27 protein-coding genes are annotated in these 22,101 nt (G+C 64.2%); 20 read left to right on the top strand and 7 right to left on the bottom strand.

All coding sequences use genetic code 11. From position 1 onward, the window contains the following. Positions 1-38: 38 nt before the first annotated feature. On the bottom strand, positions 39-713 hold the full coding sequence (locus tag FIU86_RS11215) for a DnaA/Hda family protein (protein ID WP_152475162.1): 675 nt from the start codon (positions 711-713) through the stop codon (positions 39-41). Further along, complete coding sequence (locus tag FIU86_RS11210; protein WP_152475161.1) at positions 713-1,780, bottom strand: AI-2E family transporter; 1,068 nt, start codon at positions 1,778-1,780, stop codon at positions 713-715. The genes FIU86_RS11215 and FIU86_RS11210 overlap by 1 nt, the downstream gene beginning before the upstream one ends. A gap of 133 nt (positions 1,781-1,913) precedes the next feature. Between FIU86_RS11210 and proS the strand changes: the two genes are divergently transcribed. From proS to FIU86_RS11185, 5 genes are all read left to right on the top strand, one after another. Continuing rightward, the gene (gene proS, locus FIU86_RS11205; protein ID WP_152475160.1) at positions 1,914-3,308 is read left to right on the top strand and encodes a proline--tRNA ligase; all 1,395 of its coding nucleotides are present in this window, start codon (positions 1,914-1,916) and stop codon (positions 3,306-3,308) included. 119 nt (positions 3,309-3,427) lie between these two features. Then, entirely contained in the window at positions 3,428-3,937 is a 510-nt protein-coding gene (locus FIU86_RS11200; protein WP_152475159.1) for a DUF2937 family protein, read from the top strand. A 194-nt stretch (positions 3,938-4,131) separates the two neighbouring features. Then, entirely contained in the window at positions 4,132-5,445 is a 1,314-nt protein-coding gene (locus FIU86_RS11195; protein ID WP_152475158.1) for a lipoprotein-releasing ABC transporter permease subunit, read from the top strand. Further along, entirely contained in the window at positions 5,438-6,121 is a 684-nt protein-coding gene (locus tag FIU86_RS11190) for an ABC transporter ATP-binding protein (protein WP_152475157.1), read from the top strand. The genes FIU86_RS11195 and FIU86_RS11190 overlap by 8 nt, the downstream gene beginning before the upstream one ends. Before the next feature lie 35 nt (positions 6,122-6,156). Beyond that, positions 6,157-7,140 carry an Ldh family oxidoreductase gene (locus tag FIU86_RS11185; protein ID WP_152475156.1) on the top strand — a complete coding sequence of 328 codons (984 nt, stop codon included), beginning with the start codon at positions 6,157-6,159 and terminating at the stop codon, positions 7,138-7,140. Here FIU86_RS11185 and FIU86_RS11180 read toward each other — a convergent pair. After that, positions 7,137-7,427 carry a hypothetical protein gene (locus FIU86_RS11180; protein ID WP_152475155.1) on the bottom strand — a complete coding sequence of 97 codons (291 nt, stop codon included), beginning with the start codon at positions 7,425-7,427 and terminating at the stop codon, positions 7,137-7,139. The genes FIU86_RS11185 and FIU86_RS11180 overlap by 4 nt on opposite strands. Before the next feature lie 65 nt (positions 7,428-7,492). Next, complete coding sequence (locus tag FIU86_RS11175; RefSeq protein WP_152475154.1) at positions 7,493-7,675, bottom strand: hypothetical protein; 183 nt, start codon at positions 7,673-7,675, stop codon at positions 7,493-7,495. A 160-nt stretch (positions 7,676-7,835) separates the two neighbouring features. Between FIU86_RS11175 and FIU86_RS11170 the strand changes: the two genes are divergently transcribed. The 8 genes from FIU86_RS11170 to FIU86_RS11135 all read left to right on the top strand — a co-directional run bounded on the left by FIU86_RS11170 (position 7,836) and on the right by FIU86_RS11135 (position 13,277). Further along, positions 7,836-8,486: a DUF3047 domain-containing protein gene (locus FIU86_RS11170; RefSeq protein WP_152475153.1), complete on the top strand. Its 651-nt coding sequence runs from the start codon at positions 7,836-7,838 to the stop codon at positions 8,484-8,486. 154 nt (positions 8,487-8,640) lie between these two features. Beyond that, on the top strand, positions 8,641-9,084 hold the full coding sequence (locus FIU86_RS11165) for a c-type cytochrome (protein WP_152475152.1): 444 nt from the start codon (positions 8,641-8,643) through the stop codon (positions 9,082-9,084). A 61-nt stretch (positions 9,085-9,145) separates the two neighbouring features. Beyond that, the gene (locus tag FIU86_RS11160) at positions 9,146-9,544 is read left to right on the top strand and encodes a DUF4864 domain-containing protein (RefSeq protein ID WP_152475151.1); all 399 of its coding nucleotides are present in this window, start codon (positions 9,146-9,148) and stop codon (positions 9,542-9,544) included. A gap of 88 nt (positions 9,545-9,632) precedes the next feature. Next, positions 9,633-10,532, top strand: a complete 900-nt coding sequence (locus FIU86_RS11155; protein WP_254703805.1) for a DMT family transporter — start codon at positions 9,633-9,635, stop codon at positions 10,530-10,532. Between the two features lie 66 nt (positions 10,533-10,598). Continuing rightward, positions 10,599-11,006, top strand: coding sequence for a universal stress protein (locus tag FIU86_RS11150; protein WP_152477089.1), 408 nt, complete (start codon positions 10,599-10,601; stop codon positions 11,004-11,006). Positions 11,007-11,073: 67 nt separating this feature from the next. Next, positions 11,074-11,301 (top strand): zf-TFIIB domain-containing protein, encoded by a 228-nt coding sequence (locus FIU86_RS11145; protein WP_152475150.1) that lies wholly within the window; start codon positions 11,074-11,076, stop codon positions 11,299-11,301. A gap of 179 nt (positions 11,302-11,480) precedes the next feature. Beyond that, on the top strand, positions 11,481-12,452 hold the full coding sequence (locus FIU86_RS11140; RefSeq protein ID WP_152475149.1) for an SH3 domain-containing protein: 972 nt from the start codon (positions 11,481-11,483) through the stop codon (positions 12,450-12,452). A gap of 75 nt (positions 12,453-12,527) precedes the next feature. After that, the gene (locus FIU86_RS11135) at positions 12,528-13,277 is read left to right on the top strand and encodes a hypothetical protein (RefSeq protein ID WP_152475148.1); all 750 of its coding nucleotides are present in this window, start codon (positions 12,528-12,530) and stop codon (positions 13,275-13,277) included. A gap of 55 nt (positions 13,278-13,332) precedes the next feature. Here the strand turns inward: FIU86_RS11135 and FIU86_RS11130 are convergent, their stop codons facing one another. After that, entirely contained in the window at positions 13,333-13,827 is a 495-nt protein-coding gene (locus FIU86_RS11130) for a hypothetical protein (RefSeq protein WP_152475147.1), read from the bottom strand. 163 nt (positions 13,828-13,990) lie between these two features. Here FIU86_RS11130 and FIU86_RS11125 point away from each other — a divergent pair, with 163 nt between their 5' ends. Together FIU86_RS11125 and FIU86_RS11120 are read left to right on the top strand one after the other, a co-directional pair. After that, entirely contained in the window at positions 13,991-14,695 is a 705-nt protein-coding gene (locus FIU86_RS11125; RefSeq protein WP_152475146.1) for a hypothetical protein, read from the top strand. 40 nt (positions 14,696-14,735) lie between these two features. Next, entirely contained in the window at positions 14,736-15,053 is a 318-nt protein-coding gene (locus FIU86_RS11120) for an antibiotic biosynthesis monooxygenase (RefSeq protein WP_152475145.1), read from the top strand. 155 nt (positions 15,054-15,208) lie between these two features. Here the strand turns inward: FIU86_RS11120 and FIU86_RS11115 are convergent, their stop codons facing one another. Together FIU86_RS11115 and uvrB are read right to left on the bottom strand one after the other, a co-directional pair. Beyond that, positions 15,209-15,697, bottom strand: coding sequence for a hypothetical protein (locus FIU86_RS11115; protein ID WP_152475144.1), 489 nt, complete (start codon positions 15,695-15,697; stop codon positions 15,209-15,211). 61 nt (positions 15,698-15,758) lie between these two features. Next, on the bottom strand, positions 15,759-17,957 hold the full coding sequence (uvrB, locus tag FIU86_RS11110; protein ID WP_152475143.1) for an excinuclease ABC subunit UvrB: 2,199 nt from the start codon (positions 17,955-17,957) through the stop codon (positions 15,759-15,761). Positions 17,958-18,181: 224 nt separating this feature from the next. Here uvrB and FIU86_RS11105 point away from each other — a divergent pair, with 224 nt between their 5' ends. The 5 genes from FIU86_RS11105 (at position 18,182) to FIU86_RS11085 (ending at position 21,990) form a co-directional block, all read left to right on the top strand. Beyond that, positions 18,182-18,493: an ETC complex I subunit gene (locus FIU86_RS11105; RefSeq protein ID WP_152475142.1), complete on the top strand. Its 312-nt coding sequence runs from the start codon at positions 18,182-18,184 to the stop codon at positions 18,491-18,493. A 34-nt stretch (positions 18,494-18,527) separates the two neighbouring features. Next, positions 18,528-19,331, top strand: a complete 804-nt coding sequence (locus FIU86_RS11100) for a hypothetical protein (RefSeq protein WP_152475141.1) — start codon at positions 18,528-18,530, stop codon at positions 19,329-19,331. Positions 19,332-19,420: 89 nt separating this feature from the next. Further along, on the top strand, positions 19,421-20,320 hold the full coding sequence (ppk2, locus tag FIU86_RS11095) for a polyphosphate kinase 2 (RefSeq protein ID WP_254704013.1): 900 nt from the start codon (positions 19,421-19,423) through the stop codon (positions 20,318-20,320). Positions 20,321-20,452: 132 nt separating this feature from the next. Beyond that, on the top strand, positions 20,453-21,091 hold the full coding sequence (locus FIU86_RS11090) for a DUF1007 family protein (protein ID WP_152475139.1): 639 nt from the start codon (positions 20,453-20,455) through the stop codon (positions 21,089-21,091). Next, entirely contained in the window at positions 21,076-21,990 is a 915-nt protein-coding gene (locus FIU86_RS11085) for a nickel/cobalt transporter (protein ID WP_152475138.1), read from the top strand. Before FIU86_RS11090 ends, FIU86_RS11085 begins: the two co-directional genes overlap by 16 nt. Positions 21,991-22,101 lie beyond the last annotated feature (111 nt).

The raw sequence follows: 22,101 nt of genomic DNA, 5'->3' as shown, positions 1-22,101 counted from the left end.
TGGGATTGCGACGTAACGATAAGGTGACGACTGTGCCGTTACAGCCCTGCGTTGTCCAGCACGTCGCGGGCAAACGGGCGGGTGAGGGCCCGTTTGCGCGAAAGTGCGGCGGAATCGAGCAGGGCGACGACCTGGCGGGCGGTGTCGAACGAGCGGTCGATGCGGCGCAGCAAGTAGGGGACGACATCCGGCGTGGGGGTCAGCTGGCGGTCGTCGAAGAGCTTGGCGAGGATCGCCGTCAGCAGCTTGTCGTCGGGCAGGTCGAGTTCGACCGCCGGCGTGCCCTGCATCCGGCTGGCCAGGTCAGGCAGCGCGAGGTTCCAGTACTTGGGCGCGGTGCTGGCCGTCAGCAGCAGGGAATGGCCTTCGGCCAGCGTCAGGTTGTGCAGATGAAAGAGCGCGGTCTCGGCCGCGTCCTGTCCGGCGATGGTCTCGCAATCCTCGACCGCCACGTGGCTGCGGGCGAGGGCGGGGATGTCCGCGCGGGCCAAGTCCTGCGCGGGCAGGATCGTGGCGCTGCTCTGGGCGGACCAGACATGGGTGAGGTGCGTCTTGCCGGCGCCGGGCGGGCCGTGCAGCACCAGCTTGCGGGCGGGCCAACTGTCCCAAGCGTCAATCAGGGCCACGGCCTGCGCGTTGGCGGCGGAAACGAAAAAATCCTCCCGCCCGTGTGCCGGTTTGGCGGGCAGGTCGAAGCTGAGCTGCTGTGCCATTATTCGGTGTCCCGTGTCTCCTGCCCTCGGTAGAGGGCACTGTCGAGATATTGCTGCACGGCGAAGCGCGCAAGCACGCCGATGGCCGCCGCAACCGGAACGGCTACGAGCATCCCGACAAAGCCGAAAAGCGCGCCGAAGACCGAGAGCGCGAAAATCAGCCAGACCGGATGCAGGCCGACGGAGTTGCCGACCAGCTTGGGCGTCAGAATGTTGCCCTCGACCACTTGGCCCAGCACGAAAATGCCGGCCACCAGCCCGATCGACAGCCAGTCGCCCCAGAACTGGAAAAGCGCGAGGCCGATGGCGAGCGCGCCGCCAAGGATGGCGCCCACGTATGGGATGAAGGTGACGAAGCCGGCAAAGGCGCCGACGACGAGGCCGAATTGCAGACCCACCAACATCAGCGCGACGGCATAGTACGTGCCGAGGATCAGACAGACCGTGCCCATGCCGCGGATGAAGCTGGCGAGCGTCTGATCGATTTCGCGCGCGAGGCGGCGGATGACCGGCGCATGTTCGCGCGGCAGCAGGCGGTCGATCTCGGCGACCATGCGGTCCCAGTCGTAGAGCAGGTAGAAGGCCACCACGGGCACGATCACCAGCAGGACCATCACGTTGACCAGCGATCCCACCGAGGCCAGCACCGTTTCCACCACCTGTCCGCCGCGTTCCTGGATGGTGGAGCCGAGGCTGGCGAGCGACTGCCGCAGGGTGGAGTCCTGGTCGACCAGATCGGGAAAGCGGGTAGTGAGGAAGTTCTGCAGGTCGTTGAACAGCTGCGGCGCGATGTCGATCAGGTTGGCGGTCTGGTTGACCAGCGTGGGAATGACCAGAAGCACCATGATGACGAAGATGCACAGCCCCACCAGCGTGATGATCGTGACAGCGATGGCCCGGGAGGCCCCCAGGCGTTCGATCTTGTCGGCGATGGGGTCGAGGAAGTAGGCCACGGCGCCGCCCAGCACGAAGGGCAGGATCACGTCGCCCAGAAACCACATGACAACGAGGAACAGCGCGATGGCGATGCCCCAGAATTGAAACTGTGTCCGGACGGGAAGGGCCATGCCACCTCGGGAGAACAAAATGCGTCGACCTGTTTTTCGCGCAAGGGGGGCAGCGTTGCAAGCGCCTTCCGGCTTGTCTGGCGGGGCTTGAGGCCATAAACGGGGCAAAGCACGCAATGACCAGAGGTTCCCCATGCGCCTGTCCAAGTATTTCCTGCCGGTCCTGAAGGAGACGCCCTCGGAGGCGCAGATCGCGAGCCACCGCCTGATGCTGCGGGCGGGGATGATCAAGCAGGCCAGCGCCGGGATCTATTCGTGGCTGCCGCTGGGCTTCAAGGTGTTGCGAAAGCTGGAGAATATCGTCCACGAGGAGCAGGTGCGGGCCGGGCATATCCCGATGCTGATGCCGACCCTTCAATCGGCGGACCTGTGGCGCGAAAGCGGGCGGTACGATGCCTATGGCCCCGAGATGCTGCGCATCCGGGACCGGCAGGACCGGGATATGCTCTATGGTCCGACCAACGAAGAACTGATCACGGATATCTTCCGCGCCCATGTGGGCAGCTACCGGGACCTGCCGCTGACGCTGTATCATATCCAGTGGAAATTCCGCGACGAGATCCGGCCCCGTTTCGGTGTGATGCGGGGGCGCGAGTTCTTCATGAAGGACGGCTATAACTTCGACCTGACCAAGGAGGACGCGCTGCACGCCTATAACCGCCACCTGGTCAGCTATTTGCGCACCTATGAGCGGATGGGGCTGCAGGCGATCCCGATGCGGGCGGATTCCGGCCCGATCGGGGGGGACGATACGCATGAATTCCTGGTGCTGGCCGAGACGGGCGAGTCCGAGGTGTTCTATGACAGCGAGATCACCGACCTGAAATTCGGTGAGCGCGAGATCGATTACAGCGACAAGGCCCAGTGCCAGGCGGTGCTGGAAGAGTTCACGTCGCGCTATGCGCGGACGGATGAGACGCACGATGAAGAGGTGTTCAACAAGATCCCCGAGGAGCGCCGCCGCGTGGCCCGGGGCATCGAGGTGGGCCAGATCTTTTACTTCGGCACCAAGTATTCCGAGCCGATGGGCGCCACGGTGCAGGGCCCGGACGGCAAGCCGGTGCCGGTGCATATGGGCAGCCACGGGATCGGCGTCAGCCGCCTTGTGGGCGCGATCATCGAGGCCAGCCACGACGACAAGGGCATTATTTGGCCCGAGGGCGTCACGCCGTTCCATGCCGGGATCGTGAACCTGAAACAGGGCGACGGCGAGGCGGATGCGGCGTGCGAAAAGCTCTATGCGGCGCTGAAGGCCAAGGGGCTGGATCCGCTCTATGACGACCGCGACGAACGGGCGGGCGGCAAGTTCGCCACGATGGACCTCATTGGCCTGCCGTGGCGGATTACCGTGGGGCCGCGTGGGCTGAAGAACGGCGTGGTGGAATTGACCAGCCGTCGCACGGGCGAGAGCGAGGAGATGGCGCCGGAAGCCGCGGTCGAGAAGATCGCGGAGATCTATGCGCCGCATCGCGGTGAGGCCGGCGCGGTGGAGCCGATGGCGGATCGGTCGTTCCACACTTGGATGTAACGGGTCTGCAAGCGTGGGCGTGAACGGACGCGGTCGTTCACGGTAATCTTTGTTTCTGGATTCGCGCGAAACGCGCTATACTTGCCTCAAAACAAAAGACGACAAAACGAGGCAGAGCAATGATTTCCAAGGGACTGGCCCTGGCGGGCGGGCTGTGCTGTGCACTGGCCGCGTCGCAATTTCCCGAGTTTTCCCAACAGTATAAGCAGCGTTTGTCGGGCGCTGTGGATGAATTGGCATGGGTGGTGGAGCGGTTCGACGCCGATGCCGCAGCGCTTGGCATGAGCCGGGACGCGGCCCTCACCGACCTGGCGCGCGGCACCGCCATGGCGCGGGCGCGGAGCGAGAGCATGGGGCAGGTCCTGATCCGGCATGAGCGGTTGTCTGCGCATCTGGAGCATTTGCAGACGACCAACTCGGTCAGCGCGGCGCTGATCGGGTGGCAGTACCTGGACCCGGAACTGGCGCAAAAGACTTGGGGGGATTTCGAGCCTGCCGTGCCGGCGACGGTGGCGGGGGCGGGCTTTGGCCTTGGTGGGTTCCTGGCGGGGTACACGCTGGTCGGGATGCTGCTGGGTGGATTGGGCCGGGTGGTGCGGCGCAAGCCGGTTGCGACACCGGCGGAGTAGGTTGGGCGGTCCCCATTTCGGCGATTGCAGGCAATCGCCTTTCGTGCAGCGGGCAATCGCGCGGCGGGCCTATAGGCCCTTGATTCCGCGCGGGGCTCAGTACTTCAGGTGCGGTGCTTGGCGAAACCGGGGTTGACGTTGACCGGGGTCACGATACACCGCAGAGACGCAAAAACGAACCCGAGGTCCCCATCGTGGCAGTTCAGCCCAAGCCGTTTTCCGCCTTCGAGACGATGATCGCGTGGCGCTATCTGCGGGCCAAGCGGGCCGAAGGGGGCGTCAGCGTTATGACGTGGATCAGCCTTATCGGCATCACGCTGGCGGTGTTCGCGCTGATTGCGACGCTGGCGGTGCGGGCGGGCTTTCGCGCGGAGTTTGTGGATACGATCCTTGGGTCCAACGCGCATGTGACGGTCTACAATGCCGGCACGGTGGACCAGCAGACGGGGCGCATCGACCGGCAGATCACCGATTACGAGGCGATGGCGGAGCGGTTGCGGCAGGTCGAGGGCGTCACGCGGGCCGCGCCGCTGATCAAGAACCAAGTGCTGGCTACCGTGCGCGACCGCAACGCGGGGGTCGAGGTGCGGGGGATCACTCTGGAGGACCTGAAGGGGCTGCCGCGGATTGCGGACCCGGAAACGGCGCAGGGCGATATCGAGGATTTCGCGCTGGACCCGGCCGAGGATGGCGTCTTCCCCATTGCTATCGGGTCTGGCGTGGCCAGCACGCTGGGCATTGGCGTGGGCGACAAGATCAGGGTGATCAACCCCACAGGTAACCGCACGGCGCTGGGCACCAGCCCGCGCGTGAATGCCTATGACGTGGTCTATGTGTTCAGCGCGGGACGGTACGATATCGACCGGGTCCGCGTTTACCTGCCTTTTGAAGAGGCGCAGAGCTTTTTCAACAGCGAGGGCAAGGCCGACGAGATCGAGGTGATGATCGAGGAGCCGGAGCGGGTGAACGAGATGTCGCTGGCCCTCTTGCGCGCCGCTGGGGACAACACCCAGATCTGGACATGGCGGGATTCCAGCAGCGGGTTTCTGCGGGCGCTGGAGGTGGAGGACAACGTGATGTTCATCATCCTGTCGATCCTCGTGCTGATCGCGGCAATGAACATCACCAGCGGGTTGATCATGCTGGTCAAGAACAAGGGGCGCGATATCGGCATCCTGCGCACCATGGGGCTGACCGAGGGGTCGGTGCTGCGCGTTTTCTTCATGTGCGGGGCCTTTATCGGGATCATCGGCACGGTGATGGGCACGGTTCTGGGCTGTCTTTTCGCGATCTACATCGACCAGATTTTCGCGGTGATCGACAGCTTCAGCAACCAGCCGATCTGGACGCCCGACACGCGGGGGATCTATTTCCTGCCCGCCAAGCTGGAGTTCTGGGACGTGATGAGTGCCGTGGGCCTGTCGCTGTTCCTGAGCTTCGTGGTGACGATTTTCCCCGCCCGGCGGGCGGCGCGGATGAACCCGGTGGAGGCGCTGCGTTATGAGTGAGGCGATGCTGAAGCTGGCCGGGGTCGAGAAAGCCTATAACAAGGGCAAGGCCAACGAGGTGCGTGTGCTGTCGGGCATCGACCTGACGATCGGCGCGGGCGAGATGGTGGCGCTGGTGGCGCCCTCGGGGGCGGGCAAGTCGACGCTGTTGCATATCGCGGGGCTGCTGGACACCGCCGATAGCGGCACGGTCGAGATCGGCGGCGAGGACATGGTGGGCCGGTCGGACCGGCGGCGCACGATCATGCGTCGGCAGGAGGTTGGTTTCGTCTATCAATTTCACCATCTTCTGCCGGAGTTCACGGCCCAGGAGAACATCGTACTGCCGCAGCTGGCCGATGGGATCAGCCGCAAGATGGCCGAGGCGCGGGCGACCGAGTTGCTGACGCAGGTCGGCATTGCCGATCGGGCAGGGCACCGACCGAGTGCCATGTCGGGCGGTGAGCAGCAGCGGGTGGCGTTCTGCCGGGCGCTGGCCAACAGCCCACGCTTGCTGCTGGCGGACGAGCCGACGGGGAACCTGGACCCCGGCACGTCGGATCAGGTGTTCGCGGCGCTGATGGAGTTGGTGCGGGGGACCGGGCTGGCGGCGCTGATCGCGACGCATAACCTCGAGTTGGCCGCGCGGATGGACCGGGTGGTGAAGCTGGAGAACGGGCGGATCGTGGTGGGGTGAAACCCCACCCTACGCAAGCGACAACGGGGGGTGCCATGCAGGTATCACTGGATGAGATCGAGGCGACGGCCAAGGCGGCGCTGGTGAATCACGGGGCCGAGGACTGGATCGCGGCAGAAGTCGCGGCGGCGGTGCGCGAGGCGGAAGGTTTGGGCAACCGGATTTGCGGGCTTTACTATCTTGAAAGCTATTGCCAGCAGTTGCGGACTGGGCGCGTCAAGGGCGACTCGGTGCCGGAGGTGCGCAAGCCGCGACCCGGGGTGGTCGAGGTGGATGCGAAGTTCGGGTTTGCGCAGGCGGCGTTCTCGAAGGCGCTGCCGGAGGCTGCGCGCGCCGCGAAGGAAATGGGCACGATCAGCCTTGCGGTCTGTCACGCGCATACCTGTACCAGTCTGGGCTATTTCACGGCGCAGATCGCTCGGGCCGGGTTCATCGTGCTGGGCATGACCAACGCGACGCCGGTGGTGGCGCCGCCGGACGGGAAATCCCGCGTGATCGGCACGAACCCGATTTCCTTTGCGGTCCCGGATGGCAAGGGCGGGGTGGCGATGCTGTTCGATCAATCCACGACCACGGTGGCGCTGGGCAAGATCACCATGGCCAAGGCCGCGGGCGAGACGATCCCCGAAGGCTGGGCGGTCGATGCCGAGGGCAAGCCGACGACCGACCCGGAAGCGGCGCTGAAAGGCTCGCTGGTCAGCATGGGGGGCTACAAGGGCTGGGGGTTCGGCCTGATGGCGGAACTGTTGGCGGCGGGGATGACCGGCAGCCGCGCAGGCGTGGACCTTGGCCCGCTGAAAGCGCCCGAAGGCGACCCGCATGATATCGGGGACTTCTACCTGATCATGGACCCGGACGTGTCAGGCGGTGCGTTCTTCGACCGTCTGACGCAGGTATCCCAAGCGGTGCAGCGGGACGAGGGCGCGCGGATGCCGGGACAGGCGCGCACCGTGCAGGACCCGGTCAAGGTCGACCCGGACGCGTGGGCGCTGGCGCAGCGGTTGGCGGGTGCGGATTAACCCGCGCAGGTGGTGCGCAGCATGTCCACCGCGGGTGCGCGCTGATCGTAGGACGCCTCGAAAATGGCGCGGCTTTGCGACGGGGTGCAATCGGCCAGCCGAATGTTGCGCCCCCGCTTGAGCGCCAGTGTCACGTCGTAAAGATCGTACTGGTCGAGGGCCGCGAAACTGTCGGCGCTGAAATGGGCGGGCACCAGATCTGCCGGGTCGGGCTCTTCGTAATCCTGTGCGAGGGCTGCACCGGAAAGGCCGGCGCAGAGGGCTGTCATGGTGAGGACGCGGTGCATCGAAAGGCTCCTGTTGTCTGACACCAGAGATATAGGGCGTTGGCACCGGAAACAGAAGGGCGGTTTCAGCCTGTCAGGTCGCAGGTATCGTTTGGACCTGCACGGACGCCGGGTGGTGGCAGCCGGTCCAAGGCCGGGTCGCAAGGCAGAACAGCGCTGTGGGCGTCGGGCGCGGTGAGCGCCATCAGCAGTAGGCCGGCGCCGAGGCGCAAGGCGGGTTTCCAGGGAAAGGCGAGAGGCGGTGGCATGGGCGGCGTGTCCTTTGCTCTGTGGCGGATGCAGATGGGTCGCCACCACGAACGGATCGGTTCAATCGAGATGCGCCACGACGTGTGCTTCACGCATAGGTGACTGGCCCGTGTGGGCGGGGCGTCTAACTGCAAGGCAGATAACAGAGAGGTTTTGATCATGCGTTTTGTTCTGCCGGTCGCCTTGGCGGCTACGACATCTCTTTCGGTATCTGGTGCCCATGCCGCGCCGGTGTCGTTTGACGGAAACTGGAAGCATCAGCGGTTCTCGCTGTTCTCGGGCAACGACTATGCCCGCAGGGGCGGGGCGCTGGGCGTGACCTCGGATGCCAGTGTCTCGCTGTTGTACCGGGCCTTGCCGAAGACCGCATGGCAGGCGCGCGGTGCGTCATGGAACTGGCAGGTGTCGCAAAGCGTGCCGCCCACCAACCTGGCACGCAAGGGCGGAGACGACCGTAACCTGGCGCTCTACTTCGTGTTCCTGCCGGAAGCCGAGGCCGAGCGCGCACAGGGCAGCCGGGTGACGCGGCTGTTGTCGAACGACGACGTGCGGGTGCTGGTCTACGTCTGGGGCGGAGACCACGCGCGCGGCGAGGTTCTTAACAGCCCCTATCTGGGCGCGCGGGGCAAGACGGTGGTGTTGCGCGGTGCGGGGACGGGGGAGGCACGCGAGAGCGTCGACCTCAACGCCGATTTTCGCCGCGCCTTTGGCGGGCAGGCGACATCGCTGGTGGGGCTTGCGGTGTCCGGTGACAGCGACGACACCGACAGCATGATCCGCGCGCAAATTTCCGGGCTGCAGGTGCGCTGAGTGGTCCCGGAGGCCGTGATCGAAATTTTCTGATCCAGATCAAGGCACGGCGCTTCGGGACGGGGCAGAGTGCCCGGGCGATGCCGTTCGAGCCGCGCCGGAGCACAGATGCCGGTGGCCGGAGCGCGGCATCCCTGCACGCCCGGAGGAGCAAATGAGAGCATTCAGCACGCATGAGGATTGGGCCGGACGCCTGCGGCTGATCGGGGCGATCGCATGTCTGGCCTTGGGCGCGGGGCCGGTTTTGGCGGAAGGGGACGCCGGAGCCGGTGCCGCGCTTTACGCGCAGCATTGCGTCAGTTGTCACGGGCCCCGTGCCGATGGTCATGGGCCGATGCGCGAGGTGCTGCTGGTGCAGCCTTCGGACCTGACGACGCTGACGGATCGTCATGGCGGCACCTTTCCGGTGGAGCGCGTGGCGCAGCGGATCGACGGCCGTGACCCGCTTGTGTCGCACGGCTCCAGCATGCCGGTCTATGGCGATTTCTTCGACACGACCCGCCAGGTGGCTGTGCGCACGAGCGCCGGACAGCCGGTGATGATGTCGCAACCGGTGGCGGACCTTGTGGTCTTCCTTCAGTCTTTGCAGGCTGAGTAATCCCATCGGACATTTGAAGCGTGGGTGATGCGGGCTATTTCCTCTTTAAAGGAGTGTTTCCATGACCCGTTTTCTGTCTTTTCTCGTAGTATCTTTCCTTTTGGCCATGCCGGCGCGTGCCGATGACGCGGCGCGGCAGGTGATCTCGGACCAGTTGGACGCGTTTCAGCAAGACGATTTCGACACCGCCTTTACCCATGCCAGCCCGATGATCCAGGGCATCTTCGGCTCGTCCGAGCGGTTCGGGCAGATGGTGCGCAACGGCTATCCGATGGTCTGGCGACCTGCGGAGGTCGAGTTTCTGGGGGAACGTGACGAAGGCGATGCGTTGATGCAGGACGTTCTGATCCAAGGCGCGGACGGCGTGTACTACGAATTGGAATACGAGATGATCCAGGGGCCGGGCGGCTGGAAGATCAATGGTGTCCGGGTGAAGAGTACGGGCGAGGGGCTGGCCTGAGCGCCGGATTGTCCACAAGTCACTGACAAGGCCGCACTTCCCGCAAGAAACGGGTCGTTTGGAATTTCCGGTCATGCCAACACGGGGCATGACAACAAGCCCTTCCATATCCGCCACGTCCGGCGTGATGTTATTGGCGCTGGCCGCTGTCTGGGGCGGGTCGTTCTTTTTCGCTGAAATCGCGCTGACCGAGGTGCCGCCGCTGACCATCACGCTGCACCGAGTGGTCTGGGCGGTCCCGATCCTGCTGGTGGTCGTACGGATTTTGGGGCTGCGCCTGCCGCGCGCGCCACGAGTCTGGTGCGCCTACCTGGTGATGGGGGCGCTGAACAACGCGATCCCGTTTTCGCTGATCTTCTGGGCGCAGGTGGAGATCCAGAGCGGCCTTGCGTCGATCCTGAATGGCACGACGGCGGTGTTCGGTGCGGTGGTGGCGGGGCTGCTGTTGCGCGACGAGCCGTTGGTGCCGCGCAAGATCGTGGGCGCTGTGCTGGGCCTGGCGGGCGTGGCGGCGATCATGGGGCCGGACCTGCTGCGCGGTGTGGATTTGCGCAACCTTGCGCAGCTTGCGGTGTTGGGCGCGGCGTTGAGCTATGCGCTGGCCAGCGTCTGGGCGAAGCGGGCGCTGGCAGGCCAGCCGCCGCAGATGAACGCGCTGGGGATGCTCATGGGATCGAGCCTGCTGATGTTGCCCGTGGCGCTGTGGGTGGACGGGGTGCCGCGCTTCGATCTGTCGGTGCATGTCTGGGCGGCGCTGTTGTCCGTGGCGGCGTTGTCGACCGCGCTGGCCTATCTGCTCTACTTCGCCATCCTGCGCCGCGCGGGCGCGGCGAACCTGATGCTGGTGACGCTGATGATCCCGCCCTTTGCGGCGGGGCTTGGCGCGGCGTTTCTGGGCGAGCGGTTGAGCGCGGAGGCGTGGGTCGGGTTCGGCCTGATCGCGCTGGGGCTGCTGGTGACGGACGGGCGCGTGCTGCGCCGAGGGTGATCCATGTCAAGGCGGACGGAGGCGCGGCTGTGGGACAATGGCGTGTCCAAAGAGGAGGAGACCGTCATGTATACGCATATCCTTGTGCCCGTGTCGTTTGACGAAGAGCGCGACGCGAAAGGCGCGATGCGCGTGGCCGAAGTGCTGGCCGAGCACAGCGCGAAGATCACGTTGTTTCACGTCATCGAGCAGATCCCGAGCTATGCCGCGACCTATCTGCCGGGCGATTACGTGAAAGAACGCAAGATCGCGGTTCAGGCGGAACTGGACAGCGCCGCTGAGGGTCTGGAGAACGCCTCAGGCGTGGTGGTGGACGGACATTCGGGGCGCACCATCGTGGACTACGCGGACAGCCACAAGGTCGATTGCATCGTGATCGCGGGGCACCGCCCGGGTATGGGGGACCTGCTGCTGGGCTCGACCGCGCAATACGTTGTGCGACATGCTGCCTGCGCGGTGCATGTCCTGCGCTGAGCCTTGAGAAACCGGCGGGCGATACCCATCTGAAATGCCATGAACAGGAATACAGGAGGACTGCCCGATGAAATGTCCGGTTGACGGAGAAACGCTGGTGATCACCGACCGCGCCGGTGTTGAGATCGACTATTGCCCGCAATGCCGCGGGGTGTGGCTGGACCGTGGCGAGCTGGACAAGATCATCGAGCGGACCACGCCCGAGGCGCCGGATGCCCGCGTCTGGCAGGCCGACAGCCGCCCGCAAAAGAAGAAAAAGCGCGGCGGGTTCCTTGAGGAGCTGTTTGACTTCTGAGTCGGCGCCTTGGGTCAGTCGTTTCGACCGGCGCTTCTTTCTTGGGCCGCTGGCGCGACAAATGTGATATGTTGGGCTTGCCCGTGCTTCGGTGGGCAGGCCCTCTTCTTTAAAGGCAAAGTTTTTCGATAGTTATCAGGGCCTTTGACTGCAAAGTTACAGTTCAAGGGAGACCATTGATGAACGCGAGAGTATTTTTCCTGGCAATGGCGATTGGTTGCGGGGCGCCCGCCGCTTTGGTGGCGCAGGATGACATGCGGACGGAAACGGTCCGCTTCGCCGCAGGCGCCAGCGGCACGACCATCACCGACAGGATCACCGGCTACGAAAGCGTGCTCTACACCCTGGGTGCAGAGGCCGGGCAACGGATGCAGATAAGTTTGGAGCCGTCGAATCTGGCCACCTATTTCAACGTCTACGCCCCCGGCAAGGGGCCGGGTGACGAGGCAATTGCCAATGCCGGGACGATGGGCGAGATGGTGCCAGATCTGAACCGGTTCGACGGGGTGCTGCCGGCGTCGGGGACCTACACGATCTCGGTCTACATGATGCGCAGCGCGGCGCGGCGCGAGGAAGTGTCTGACTACGAGCTTGCCATCAGCATCGAGGGAGCAACCGGTGACACGGTGCAGAACGACTATGCCGACGGGCTGCAAGGCGGGCCGGATTTTTACCGCGTGGCGACCTCGGGCGGCGGTGTGCTGAACCTGCGCGAAGCTCCGTCGGGCGGCGCGGCCGTGGTGACGACGCTGAACAACGGCCAGAACGTCCGCAACCTGGGCTGCCGGATGGAAGAAGCGCGGCGCTGGTGCCGCGTGGCGACACTGGCCGATCCCGGTTTTGAGGGATGGGCCGCGGGCGACTACCTTGTGGAAGGCAGCAACGACCCTTCGGCAGGAACGACCGGGGCGGCGCGCGGCTCGGGCGCAGCGGCCACCGACATGCCGGGTGCCGCCGAGCAGGCCTGTTTGCAGGCTGTGACCGAGGAAACCAACAATCCGGACGTGGTCTTGCTGAGTTCGGAGTTTTCCGAGGCCGGAACAGAGGTGATCGTGGGCGTCGGCGCAGGGCAGGCGCCGTGGCAATGCATTGCCTATCGCGATGGCTCGACCACGCGGCCCATGTCGTTGACCGACGAGGGGTCGCTATAGCGGGAAATCCCGACGCGACAAAGGCCTAGCACCTCTGCCGCGCTCTTTGTAGGGTCCGGGCAGGAGGGTCATTGTATGCACAAGATCATCGCGCTTTGGGCGCACCCCCGGTCGATGTCCACGGCGACGGAACGGATTATGCGCGAACGCGGGGATCTGGACGTGCTGCACGAGCCGTTCATGTACGACTATTACGTGGGGCAGGGCCGGGATTTTCCGGGGTTCGAGCCGGTGCCCGGGCATCCGACCACCTATGAGGGTATCTGCGACATGCTGCAAGAGCGGGCCGAGGCTGGCCCGGTGTTTTTCAAGGACATGGCGTTTTACGTGGTGCCGCGGATGCTGGAGGACACGCAGATTCTGCGCCGGATCACCCATGTGTTCCTGGTCCGTCCGCCGGTGGCGTCGCTGCTGAGCTATCACAAGCTGGACCCGGATTTCACGCAAGAGGAAGTCGGGATAGAGGCGCAATGGCGGCTGTACGAGGCGGCGGAGGCCGAAGGGTTGTCGCCGGTGGTGATCGAGGCCGAGGCGGTGCGGGCCGATCCCAAGGGCACCATGCGGGCACTCTGGGCGCGGATCGGGTTGGACTATACCGAGGCTGCGTTCAACTGGCAGGCCCCGCCCGAGGACTGGGAGCATGTCAGCGCATGGCACGAGGAGGCGCGCACGTCATCTGGCATTCGCACGGCGGACCCCGAGGAGATGTTGCGCAAGGAGATGGAATTCGACGCGCTGGTCGAGGAGGCACCGCATCTGCAGAATTACCTGCGGCACCACGCGCCCTATTTTCAGAAACTGTCGGACCGGGCGCTGCGCGTGTAAAAAACGCCCGCCCCGGCGATGCGGGACGGGGGAAGACCGTTAGGGATTGGGTCGCTTACTGCATCTTCTCTGCGATATTGTTGGCGAAGGCGCCGACCATCGCGTTGTAGAATTCCATGCTGCCGGGGGCGAGCAGCATGATATCGGCGTCCGCTGGAAGCAGAACCGCCGCCTGCTCGGCGTTGACGGTCAGGCTGTAGGCTTCGTCATACTGGTCGCCGGGCCGTTCGATGATGACGTCGCCTGCAATTCTCGAGTCGGCCAGATCGGCGACGTTTTCGAAAGACGAGGCCAGCTCGACCGAGGTGATGTCGATCATGATCTGGGCGCCTTCTTCGCCCTCAGGGGCGATCTGGTCGGCCAGTTGCACGGCCAAGGTGCTTTTCAGGTCGGCGGGCAGGTTGGCCCAGACGTTGGCCGCGGTGGCGTTCTGGATGGAATTCAGGTCAGCCTCGACGGAAATGTCCGAGACGGCGGTTTCAGCGGCGGTCGCGGCGAGCGGCAGGGAAAGCAAGGCTGCCAGCGCGGTGGTTCTGAGAAACGATTTCATCATTATACTCCTTTTCTGCGAACGTCGGGCGGCCCCGTGGCGCACCCCTCGTGGCGTTCGGCAATACAACAGGGTCGTAGGCATGGTGGTTCCCGGCAGGCTTTGGAAATCGGCGGAAACGTGCCATGATGATTGGCGCGACGCTTGAAGCGAAGGGGGCAGGATGCGGCGGCTGGCTTTGATTGTTTTGGCGCTGGCGGGCCTCGCGGGCTGTGCCGAGGTGAATTTCGAAGACGCCCGGCCGGGGGAATTCGAGGGCGCGGTGTCGGTTTATTGGCTGGAACAGAGCACCTCCGCATCGGGCAGCGGCGGGCGGTTCGTTTATGTCCCGGTACCGGGATTCGAGTTGCGGTTCATCCGGCCCGAGGGGAGCGTGCCCGCGGCGATCGCACCCGGCGTGATGTATACCGATGGCGGGTCGATCCCGCGCGTGGCGCAGGCGTTCCGGGGGTTTTCCCCGTGGAGCTATGGCCCGGTCTATATCGTGCATGACTGGCTTTTCGCCGCGCGGCGCTGCGTGGAGGACCCGAGCGCGACGCCAGAACAGCTCAAGACCCGCGACATGGCATTTCAGGAGACGGTGGACATCTTCGTCGAGACGCTGAAGACGCTGGAACGCGACCGGCGGATCGTGGCCCGCGATTTCAGCCAGGAGACGGTGGCGAGCGCCATCGCGGGGCCGGTTTCGCGCAACCTGTGGGCGCGGACGGATGCCTGTGACGAGGACCGGCTGTCGGAACGGGACCAGGCGGTGGTGGACCGGATCCTGCAACAGCAACGCCGGGGGCTGCGGACCATGCGCGTGCCGGGGCAGGAGCAGGTGATCGAGGGCGTGCGGGTGCGGCTGGTGGATACGATCTCGTTTTGAGGTGGGGCTGTGCTAGGCTCTAGGCTAGGAGGAATCGCCCATGTTGAAGATCGAGGCCGGGGCCACGTGCCAGACTGTCGTCACCACGTTCGAATGCTCGCCGGGCACCTGCGCGGATCTGCTGGAGGCGCTGGAGGCGGCCTATGCGGAGTTCATCTCGAAACAGAAGGGGTTCATCGCCGCCGCGCTGCATGTGAACGACGCCCAGACGCGGATCGCCAATTACTCGCAGTGGGACAGCCGGGAGGATTTCCAGGCGATGCTGCGGAGCGATGAGATGCGGCGGCGGAACCGCGAGTTCGCGGATATGTGCTCGCGCTTCGAGCCGGTGATGTATGAGGTGGCGGGGGTGTTTTGAGGGGCTTTTGAACTCTAGTGCCGATCGACAATCTAGACAATCAGCGCCGCGAACGCGCATCGAAGCCAAATGCATTTTCGAGGTCTTTGCGCTATTAAGCCGATTTTTCGATCATTACTCCCAATCAAACTGAGGAACACGCCCCCTTCGCCAAGCTACTGAAATTCCTCAGAAACTGTAAGGTTCAGCTCAAGGTCAGTAAGTTGCCGTGTTATTGCTGCCTCATCCGCCTTCCAAATCGAACCATCTTCGAGTCTTGCAATTGCTACACATGCAATCCCAGTTCCGTGCGTTCTATATAGGTATGCAGAAAGCGTTCGATTTTCCCAAATTGGCGCTGCATCTTTTCCGGTATCCACAGCACTCATGTCGTAACCAACAAAAGGCCTCCCCATGGAGCGTTTAAATGCATCAAATGTTCTAATGCCTATAGCGTACGCTTCCACGCGCTGATCGGACGTGTTCTTAACGTTAATTCGATGTATGATTGAGCCATCACCTACACCTCGATCAGGGTTCTTGTAGGAAGAGTTGTAGGCTAATATTTCCAATGGGGCACTGGGTTGCTCAAGGATAATCTCTTCGTTCGCAGATACGGCTTGTCCAAAAATCGCAACAAGGCCGGCGGCCATATTAATTTTCATGTAATATCTCCGATTTTGTATAGTAAGTTAATCACCCTAGAGTAGTTCGCTCAAGACCTGATTATTTCTTCCTACGCTTCACATTCCCGCCCCGCTGTCCCGGACGTCCTGCCGTCGACCGGCCCTGTGACTTCGTGGCGGCGTCGGAGGCGGCCTCGACCGCCGACTGGCGGGCCAGGGGGTCGTCGTGGACGGCGAGGTCGACGGCCTCCAACCGTTTGACTTCGTCGCGCAGGCGGGCGGCTTCTTCGAATTCGAGGTTTTCCGCCGCCTTGCGCATCTCGGTGCGCAGACCGTCGAGATGGGCTTGCAGGTTGGCGCCGACGAGGGGCTTGTCGACCTTGGCCGTCACGCGGTTCATGTCGACGTCGCCCTGGTAGAGACCGGCGAGTATGTCTTCGACATTTTTCCTGATCGTTTCGGGGGTTATGCCGTGTTCTTCATTATAGGCGATCTGCTTTTCGCGGCGGCGGTTGGTCTCTCCGATGGCGCGTTCCATGCTGCCGGTCATGCGGTCGGCATACATGATCACGCGGCCTTCGGCGTTGCGCGCGGCGCGGCCGATGGTCTGAATGAGCGAAGTCTCGGAGCGCAGGAAGCCTTCCTTGTCCGCGTCCAGAATGGCGACGAGGCCGCATTCGGGGATATCCAGCCCCTCGCGCAGGAGGTTGATGCCGATCAGGACGTCGAAGGCGCCGAGGCGCAGGTCACGGAGAATCTCAATCCTTTCAATGGTGTCGATGTCGGAGTGCATGTAGCGTACACGGATGCCCTGCTCGTGCAGGTACTCGGTCAGGTCCTCGGCCATGCGCTTGGTCAGCGTGGTGACCAGCGTGCGGTAGCCGGCCTCGGACACGCGGCGCACCTCGTCCAGCAGGTCGTCGACCTGCATCTCGACGGGGCGGATCTCGACCTCGGGGTCCAGAAGGCCGGTGGGGCGGATGACCTGTTCGGTGAAGACGCCGCCGGTTTGCTCGATCTCCCACTTGGCCGGGGTGGCGGAGACGAAGACGGATTGCGGGCGCATGGCGTCCCATTCCTCGAACTTGAGGGGTCGGTTGTCCATGCAACTGGGCAGGCGGAAGCCGTGTTCCGCGAGCGTGAACTTGCGCCGGTAGTCGCCCTTGTACATGCCGCCGATCTGCGGGACGGAGACGTGGGATTCGTCCGCGAAAACAATGGCATTGTCGGGGATGAACTCGAACAGCGTGGGCGGCGGCTCGCCCGGGGCGCGGCCCGTCAGGTAGCGCGAATAGTTCTCGATACCGTTGCAGACGCCGGTCGCCTCGAGCATTTCGAGGTCGAAATTGGTGCGTTGTTCGAGGCGTTGCGCCTCAAGCAGTTTGCCTTCGCCGACAAGCTGGTCGAGGCGGGTGCGCAGCTCTTTCTTGATGCCGATGATGGCCTGCTGCATTGTCGGCTTGGGCGTCACGTAGTGGGAATTGGCATAGACGCGGATCTGGTCGAAAGAGCCGGTTTTCTCACCCGTCAGGGGGTCGAATTCCGTAATGGATTCAAGTTCTTCTCCGAAGAAGCTCAACTTCCATGCGCGGTCCTCGAGGTGGGCGGGGAAGATTTCGAGGCTGTCACCGCGCACGCGGAAAGAGCCGCGCTGGAAGGCCTGGTCGTTACGGCGGTATTGCTGGGCCACAAGATCGGCCATGACGGCGCGCTGATCGTAGTCGGAGCCCACCTTGAGGTCCTGCGTCATGGCGCCGTAGGTCTCGACCGACCCGATGCCGTAGATGCAGGAGACCGAGGCCACGATGATCACGTCGTCGCGTTCCAGAAGCGCGCGGGTGGCGGAGTGGCGCATCCGGTCGATCTGTTCGTTGATCTGGGATTCCTTCTCGATATAGGTGTCCGAGCGCGGCACGTAGGCTTCGGGCTGGTAATAGTCGTAATAGCTGACGAAATACTCGACCGCGTTGTTGGGAAAGAAATTCTTGAACTCGCCGTAGAGCTGGGCCGCCAGCGTCTTGTTGGGGGCGAGTATGATGGCGGGACGCTGGGTTTCCTCGATCACCTTGGCCATGGTGTAGGTCTTGCCGGTGCCGGTGGCGCCGAGCAGGACCTGGTCACGCTCGCCATCGTCGACGCCCGAGGACAGCTCGGCGATGGCGGTGGGCTGGTCGCCGGCGGGCGAGAACTCGGTCACCATTTCGAACCGCTTGCCGCCCTCGAGTTTCTCGCGCGCCTTCACGTCGGGTGCGGGCGCGTGCATCAGGGCGGTGGACTTGTCGGAATGGGCGTAGGGCATGGGGCGATTCCTTGAAACTTGCCCCAGACTTGATGCCTGCGCGCGCAAGTTCAAGGCGGGCGGGCGATGGTGCATGGAATGGTGACGGGATTTGTCAGGGGGGCGCGCGTCTGGATTTGAGTATTTTTGGCAAGAAAAAGCAGCGGGGCGCGCGCAAATGGCCTCTTGTGACATTGGGGGCGCATGGGGTAATCGGGAAGGCAAGACCAGATCGGAGACGCATCATGCCAGCACGTATCTACCAGCCAGCGCGGACGGCCACCCAATCGGGGCAGGCCAAAACCAACACCTGGGTGCTGGAGCATGTCAACGAGACCGGGCGCGACGTGGATCCGTTGATGGGCTGGACCAGTTCATCGGACACGCAGGCGCAGGTGCGGTTGCGCTTTTCCAGCAAGGAGGCGGCGCTGGACTATGCCAAGGAGCACGGGATCGACGTGGTCGTGGCAGAGCCGCACAAGCGCAAGCCCAACATCCGCAAGGGCGGCTATGGCGAGAATTTCGCAACCAACCGCCGGGGCGCGTGGACCCACTGAGCCCATTGCATCGGGCGCGCGGGATGGCGGGCCGGTGACGGATGGACCCTTCAAAGCGGAACTGATGCGGGCGGTGGAGGCCGCCTATGACGTGTTCGGTCGCGGGCATGTGAGTGGCCAGCTTGACGTCTGCCTGTGCCCGGTCTGTATGACCGAGGAGGCGCGGGCGGCCATCATCGCCACGCGGAACGACCGGCTGAGCGTGGCGCAGATCTGCGATTATTCGAACTCGGCGCATGGGGTGCCGCGGGATCTGGACGATCTGAAGCTGATCCTGCCGCGTTATCTTGAGATCATGGCCGCAGACGAGTTGGCGGACGACATCGGCGTGGGCACGGAATTGTTGCGGTTCGGGGATGCGGTAAGGGCGTATCCCGAGCTGTTCACGGCGCAGGAACGCGCGGTTCTGGACGAGTGGGCGCGGGCGATCATTCGGCATTTCGCCTGGACGGACATGACCGAGGAGGGGGCGATTTACACGCCCCCGGCCTTGCTGGAGACATTGCTTTGCGGGGGGTGGCCGCCGGATGTGCTGACCGGCGCGTTGGAGGACATCGTCGCTGACCCCGAACTTGGACAGAACAGCCTGTCGGCGCTTGCGGGCGCGGTAATGGGCCGGGCGCGGCGCAAGGATGGGCGGCTGGCACCGGGCTGGTTCGCGCTGCGCTATTGCGGTAAGCCCGAGAGGCTGCATTTGATCGCGTGGTTGAACGCCGTGGCGGCGTCGAACCGGGTTCTGGACCTGGCGACGCAGGGGGCCGAGGCGGCGCTGTGGGTGCAGAGTTTTGCCTCTGCCGCGGGGCAGTTCGATGCGGCGCTTTTACCTTCGCGGGATTGACAGGGATCAAGGTGCCGGATGGCAGAGGGCGGTAAACTTCGCTTGGTTTGATTGAGCGAAGGAGATGCGCGATGGCTGTCGTGGAACAGATGAAGGCCAAGACCGGTGGCAACGGGGCGGCGGAGAGCGGGCAGGACAGCGTGACCGCGTTTCGCCGTGCCTTCGAGGCGGGTGATTACCCCTATGAACAGAAGATGAGCCGTGACGCCTACGAGGCGGAAAAGGCGCAGCTGCAGGCCGAGTTGCTGAAAGTGCAGCACTGGGCGCAGGAGGCCGATCAGAAATTCGTGCTGTTGTTCGAGGGGCGCGATGCCGCCGGAAAGGGGGGCACGATCAAGCGGTTCACCGAGCATCTGAACCCGCGGCAGGCCCGCGTGGTGGCGTTGAACAAGCCCACCTGGGAAGAGCAGGGGCAGTGGTATTTTCAGCGCTACATCAACGAGTTGCCGACTGTGGGCGAAATGGTGTTCTATGACCGGTCATGGTACAACCGGGCCGGCGTGGAGCGGGTGATGGGCTTTTGCCAGCCGCATGAGTACCTGGAGTTCATGCGCCAGACACCCGAGTTGGAGCGGATGCTGACGCGGTCGGGGATCCGGCTTTACAAGTACTGGTTTTCGGTCACGCAGGACGAGCAGAAGCGGCGGTTCGACAGCCGAGCCACGGACCCGCTTAAGCAGTGGAAGCTGAGCCCGATCGACAAGCAGAGCCTTGGCAAGTGGGATGACTACACCGAAGCGAAGGAAGCGATGTTCTTCTACACCGACACCGCCGATGCGCCCTGGACGGTGGTCAAGTCGAACGACAAGAAACGCGCGCGGCTGAACTGCATGCGGCATTTCCTGGCCTCGCTGGATTATCCGGGCAAGGACGAGGAGATCGTGCAAAGGCCCGATCCGCTGATCGTGTCGACAGCGCAGCACGTGCTGCACGGTACGGATCATATCCTGGGCAAGTCGCTGCATCCCGATACGCGCAAAGGCGTATAGGCGCGCGACGCGGGCGGCTGGGGGCATTTCCTGCGCAGGAAATGGGCCGGAAAATGCGCATTTTCCGTTGGTGCGCAGTGGCTGGTGCAGGGGCTCTTGCCGTGGGGGCGGCGAGGGCCTAGACCTTGCGGCATGTGGCGTTGCCTGACCTTTCTTTGTGGCCTGATTGCCGCGCCGATGGCGCAGGCGCATCCGCATGTCTTCGTCGACGTGACGCTGACACTGGAGACCGATGACGAGGGGCGCGTCGACGGGGTCGAGGTGACGTGGGTCTATGATCCGCTATTCACCATGCTGGTGTTGAGCGACCGGGGGCTGGATGCGGATGCGGATCTCAGCCTGACGGAGAAGGAAAAGGCCCTGTTGCTGGGCTTTGACCTGCAGGACTGGCCCGAGGGCTTTGACGGCGCATTGTTTGCCTATGACGAGGACGACGCGGTGACGCTGGGGCCGGCGGAGGCGCTGTCGGTGGGGATGCAGGACGGGGCATTGGTGACCCGGCATCGCAGGCCGGTCGCGACACGGGAGATCGGTGCCGGCGAGACGCTGCGGTTGAAGCCGTATGACCCGTATTATTACGCCGCGCTGAGCCTGGTGGGCATAGACGGCCTGCCCGACGGCTGCAGAGCGCAGATCGTGCCGCCGGACACGGACGCCGCCGATGCGCGGGTGGCCGAGATGGGCGACAGCAACGACGAGATGTTCTTTGAAGAGGCGAAGGTGGGTGTCCACTATGCCTTTACTGCCGAGGTGACATGCGCGGGATCGTGACGGCGCTTGGTCTTGTCGTGGCGGCGCTGGCGGTCTGGCTGTGGGGCTTTGGCGGGGCCGGCGCCGTGCAAGCCTGGGCGCTGGAAGGCCAACGCGAGGTGCAGCAGGCGATGGCGGGCTATTTGCAGAAGTTGCGGGCCGGAGAGGCCGGGGCGTTGCTGGGCCTGTGGGGGATTTGTTTTGCCTACGGGTTCTTTCACGCGGCGGGGCCGGGGCATGGCAAGCTGTTGATCGGCGGCTATGGCGTGGGCCGGGCCGTGCCGGTCAAGCGGCTGGTCGGCTTGGCGCTGGCGTCGAGCCTTGCGCAGGCGGCGGCGGCGGTGCTGTTGGTCTATGCGGGGCTTTACGCGCTGGGACTGGGGCGCGAGGCGGTGACGGGGCTGGCGGACCGGACGCTGGCGGCGGTGAGCTATGGCGCGATTGCGCTGGTGGGGCTGTGGCTGGTGCTGCGCGGAGCGATGAAGCTGTGGCGGACGCGGGGCCACGGCCACGGGCATCACCACGATCATGCCCACGATCACGGTGACGGCGTCTGTTCGACCTGTGGGCATCGGCATGGGCCGAGCGTGGAGGAAGCGGCTAATGTGCATGGCTGGCGGGAGGCGGCTGCGCTGGTGGGTGCGGTGGCGATCCGGCCCTGTACCGGGGCGCTGTTCCTGTTGATCCTGACATGGCGCTTCGGGATCGACCTGGCAGGCATTGCCGGCGCCTTTATCATGGGGTTGGGCACGGCCAGCGTGACAATGGTGGTGGCCCTCGCTGCCGTCAGCCTGCGGCAGGGCGTTCTTGCGAGGCTGGCCACGGGCGGGGCGGGCGCGAGGGCCCTGCCGGTGATCGAGATGGCCGTCGGGGTGCTGATCGCCGTGGTGTCGCTACAACTGGTGACGGCGGTGCTTTAGGCGCCGCTGCGCCATGAGTATTTCTGGCAAGAAAAAGCGAGGCTGTGCACGAGGTTGTGCGGGCCGGTGGAAAGGGGTTTTGCGGACGCGGGAAAGCCTCTATGGGCTGGG

Source organism: Roseovarius sp. THAF9 (genome assembly GCF_009363715.1).
Classification (GTDB): domain Bacteria; phylum Pseudomonadota; class Alphaproteobacteria; order Rhodobacterales; family Rhodobacteraceae; genus Roseovarius.
Note: the sequence above shows the minus strand (reverse complement) of the source record. Positions and strands in the feature narration are given on the sequence as shown.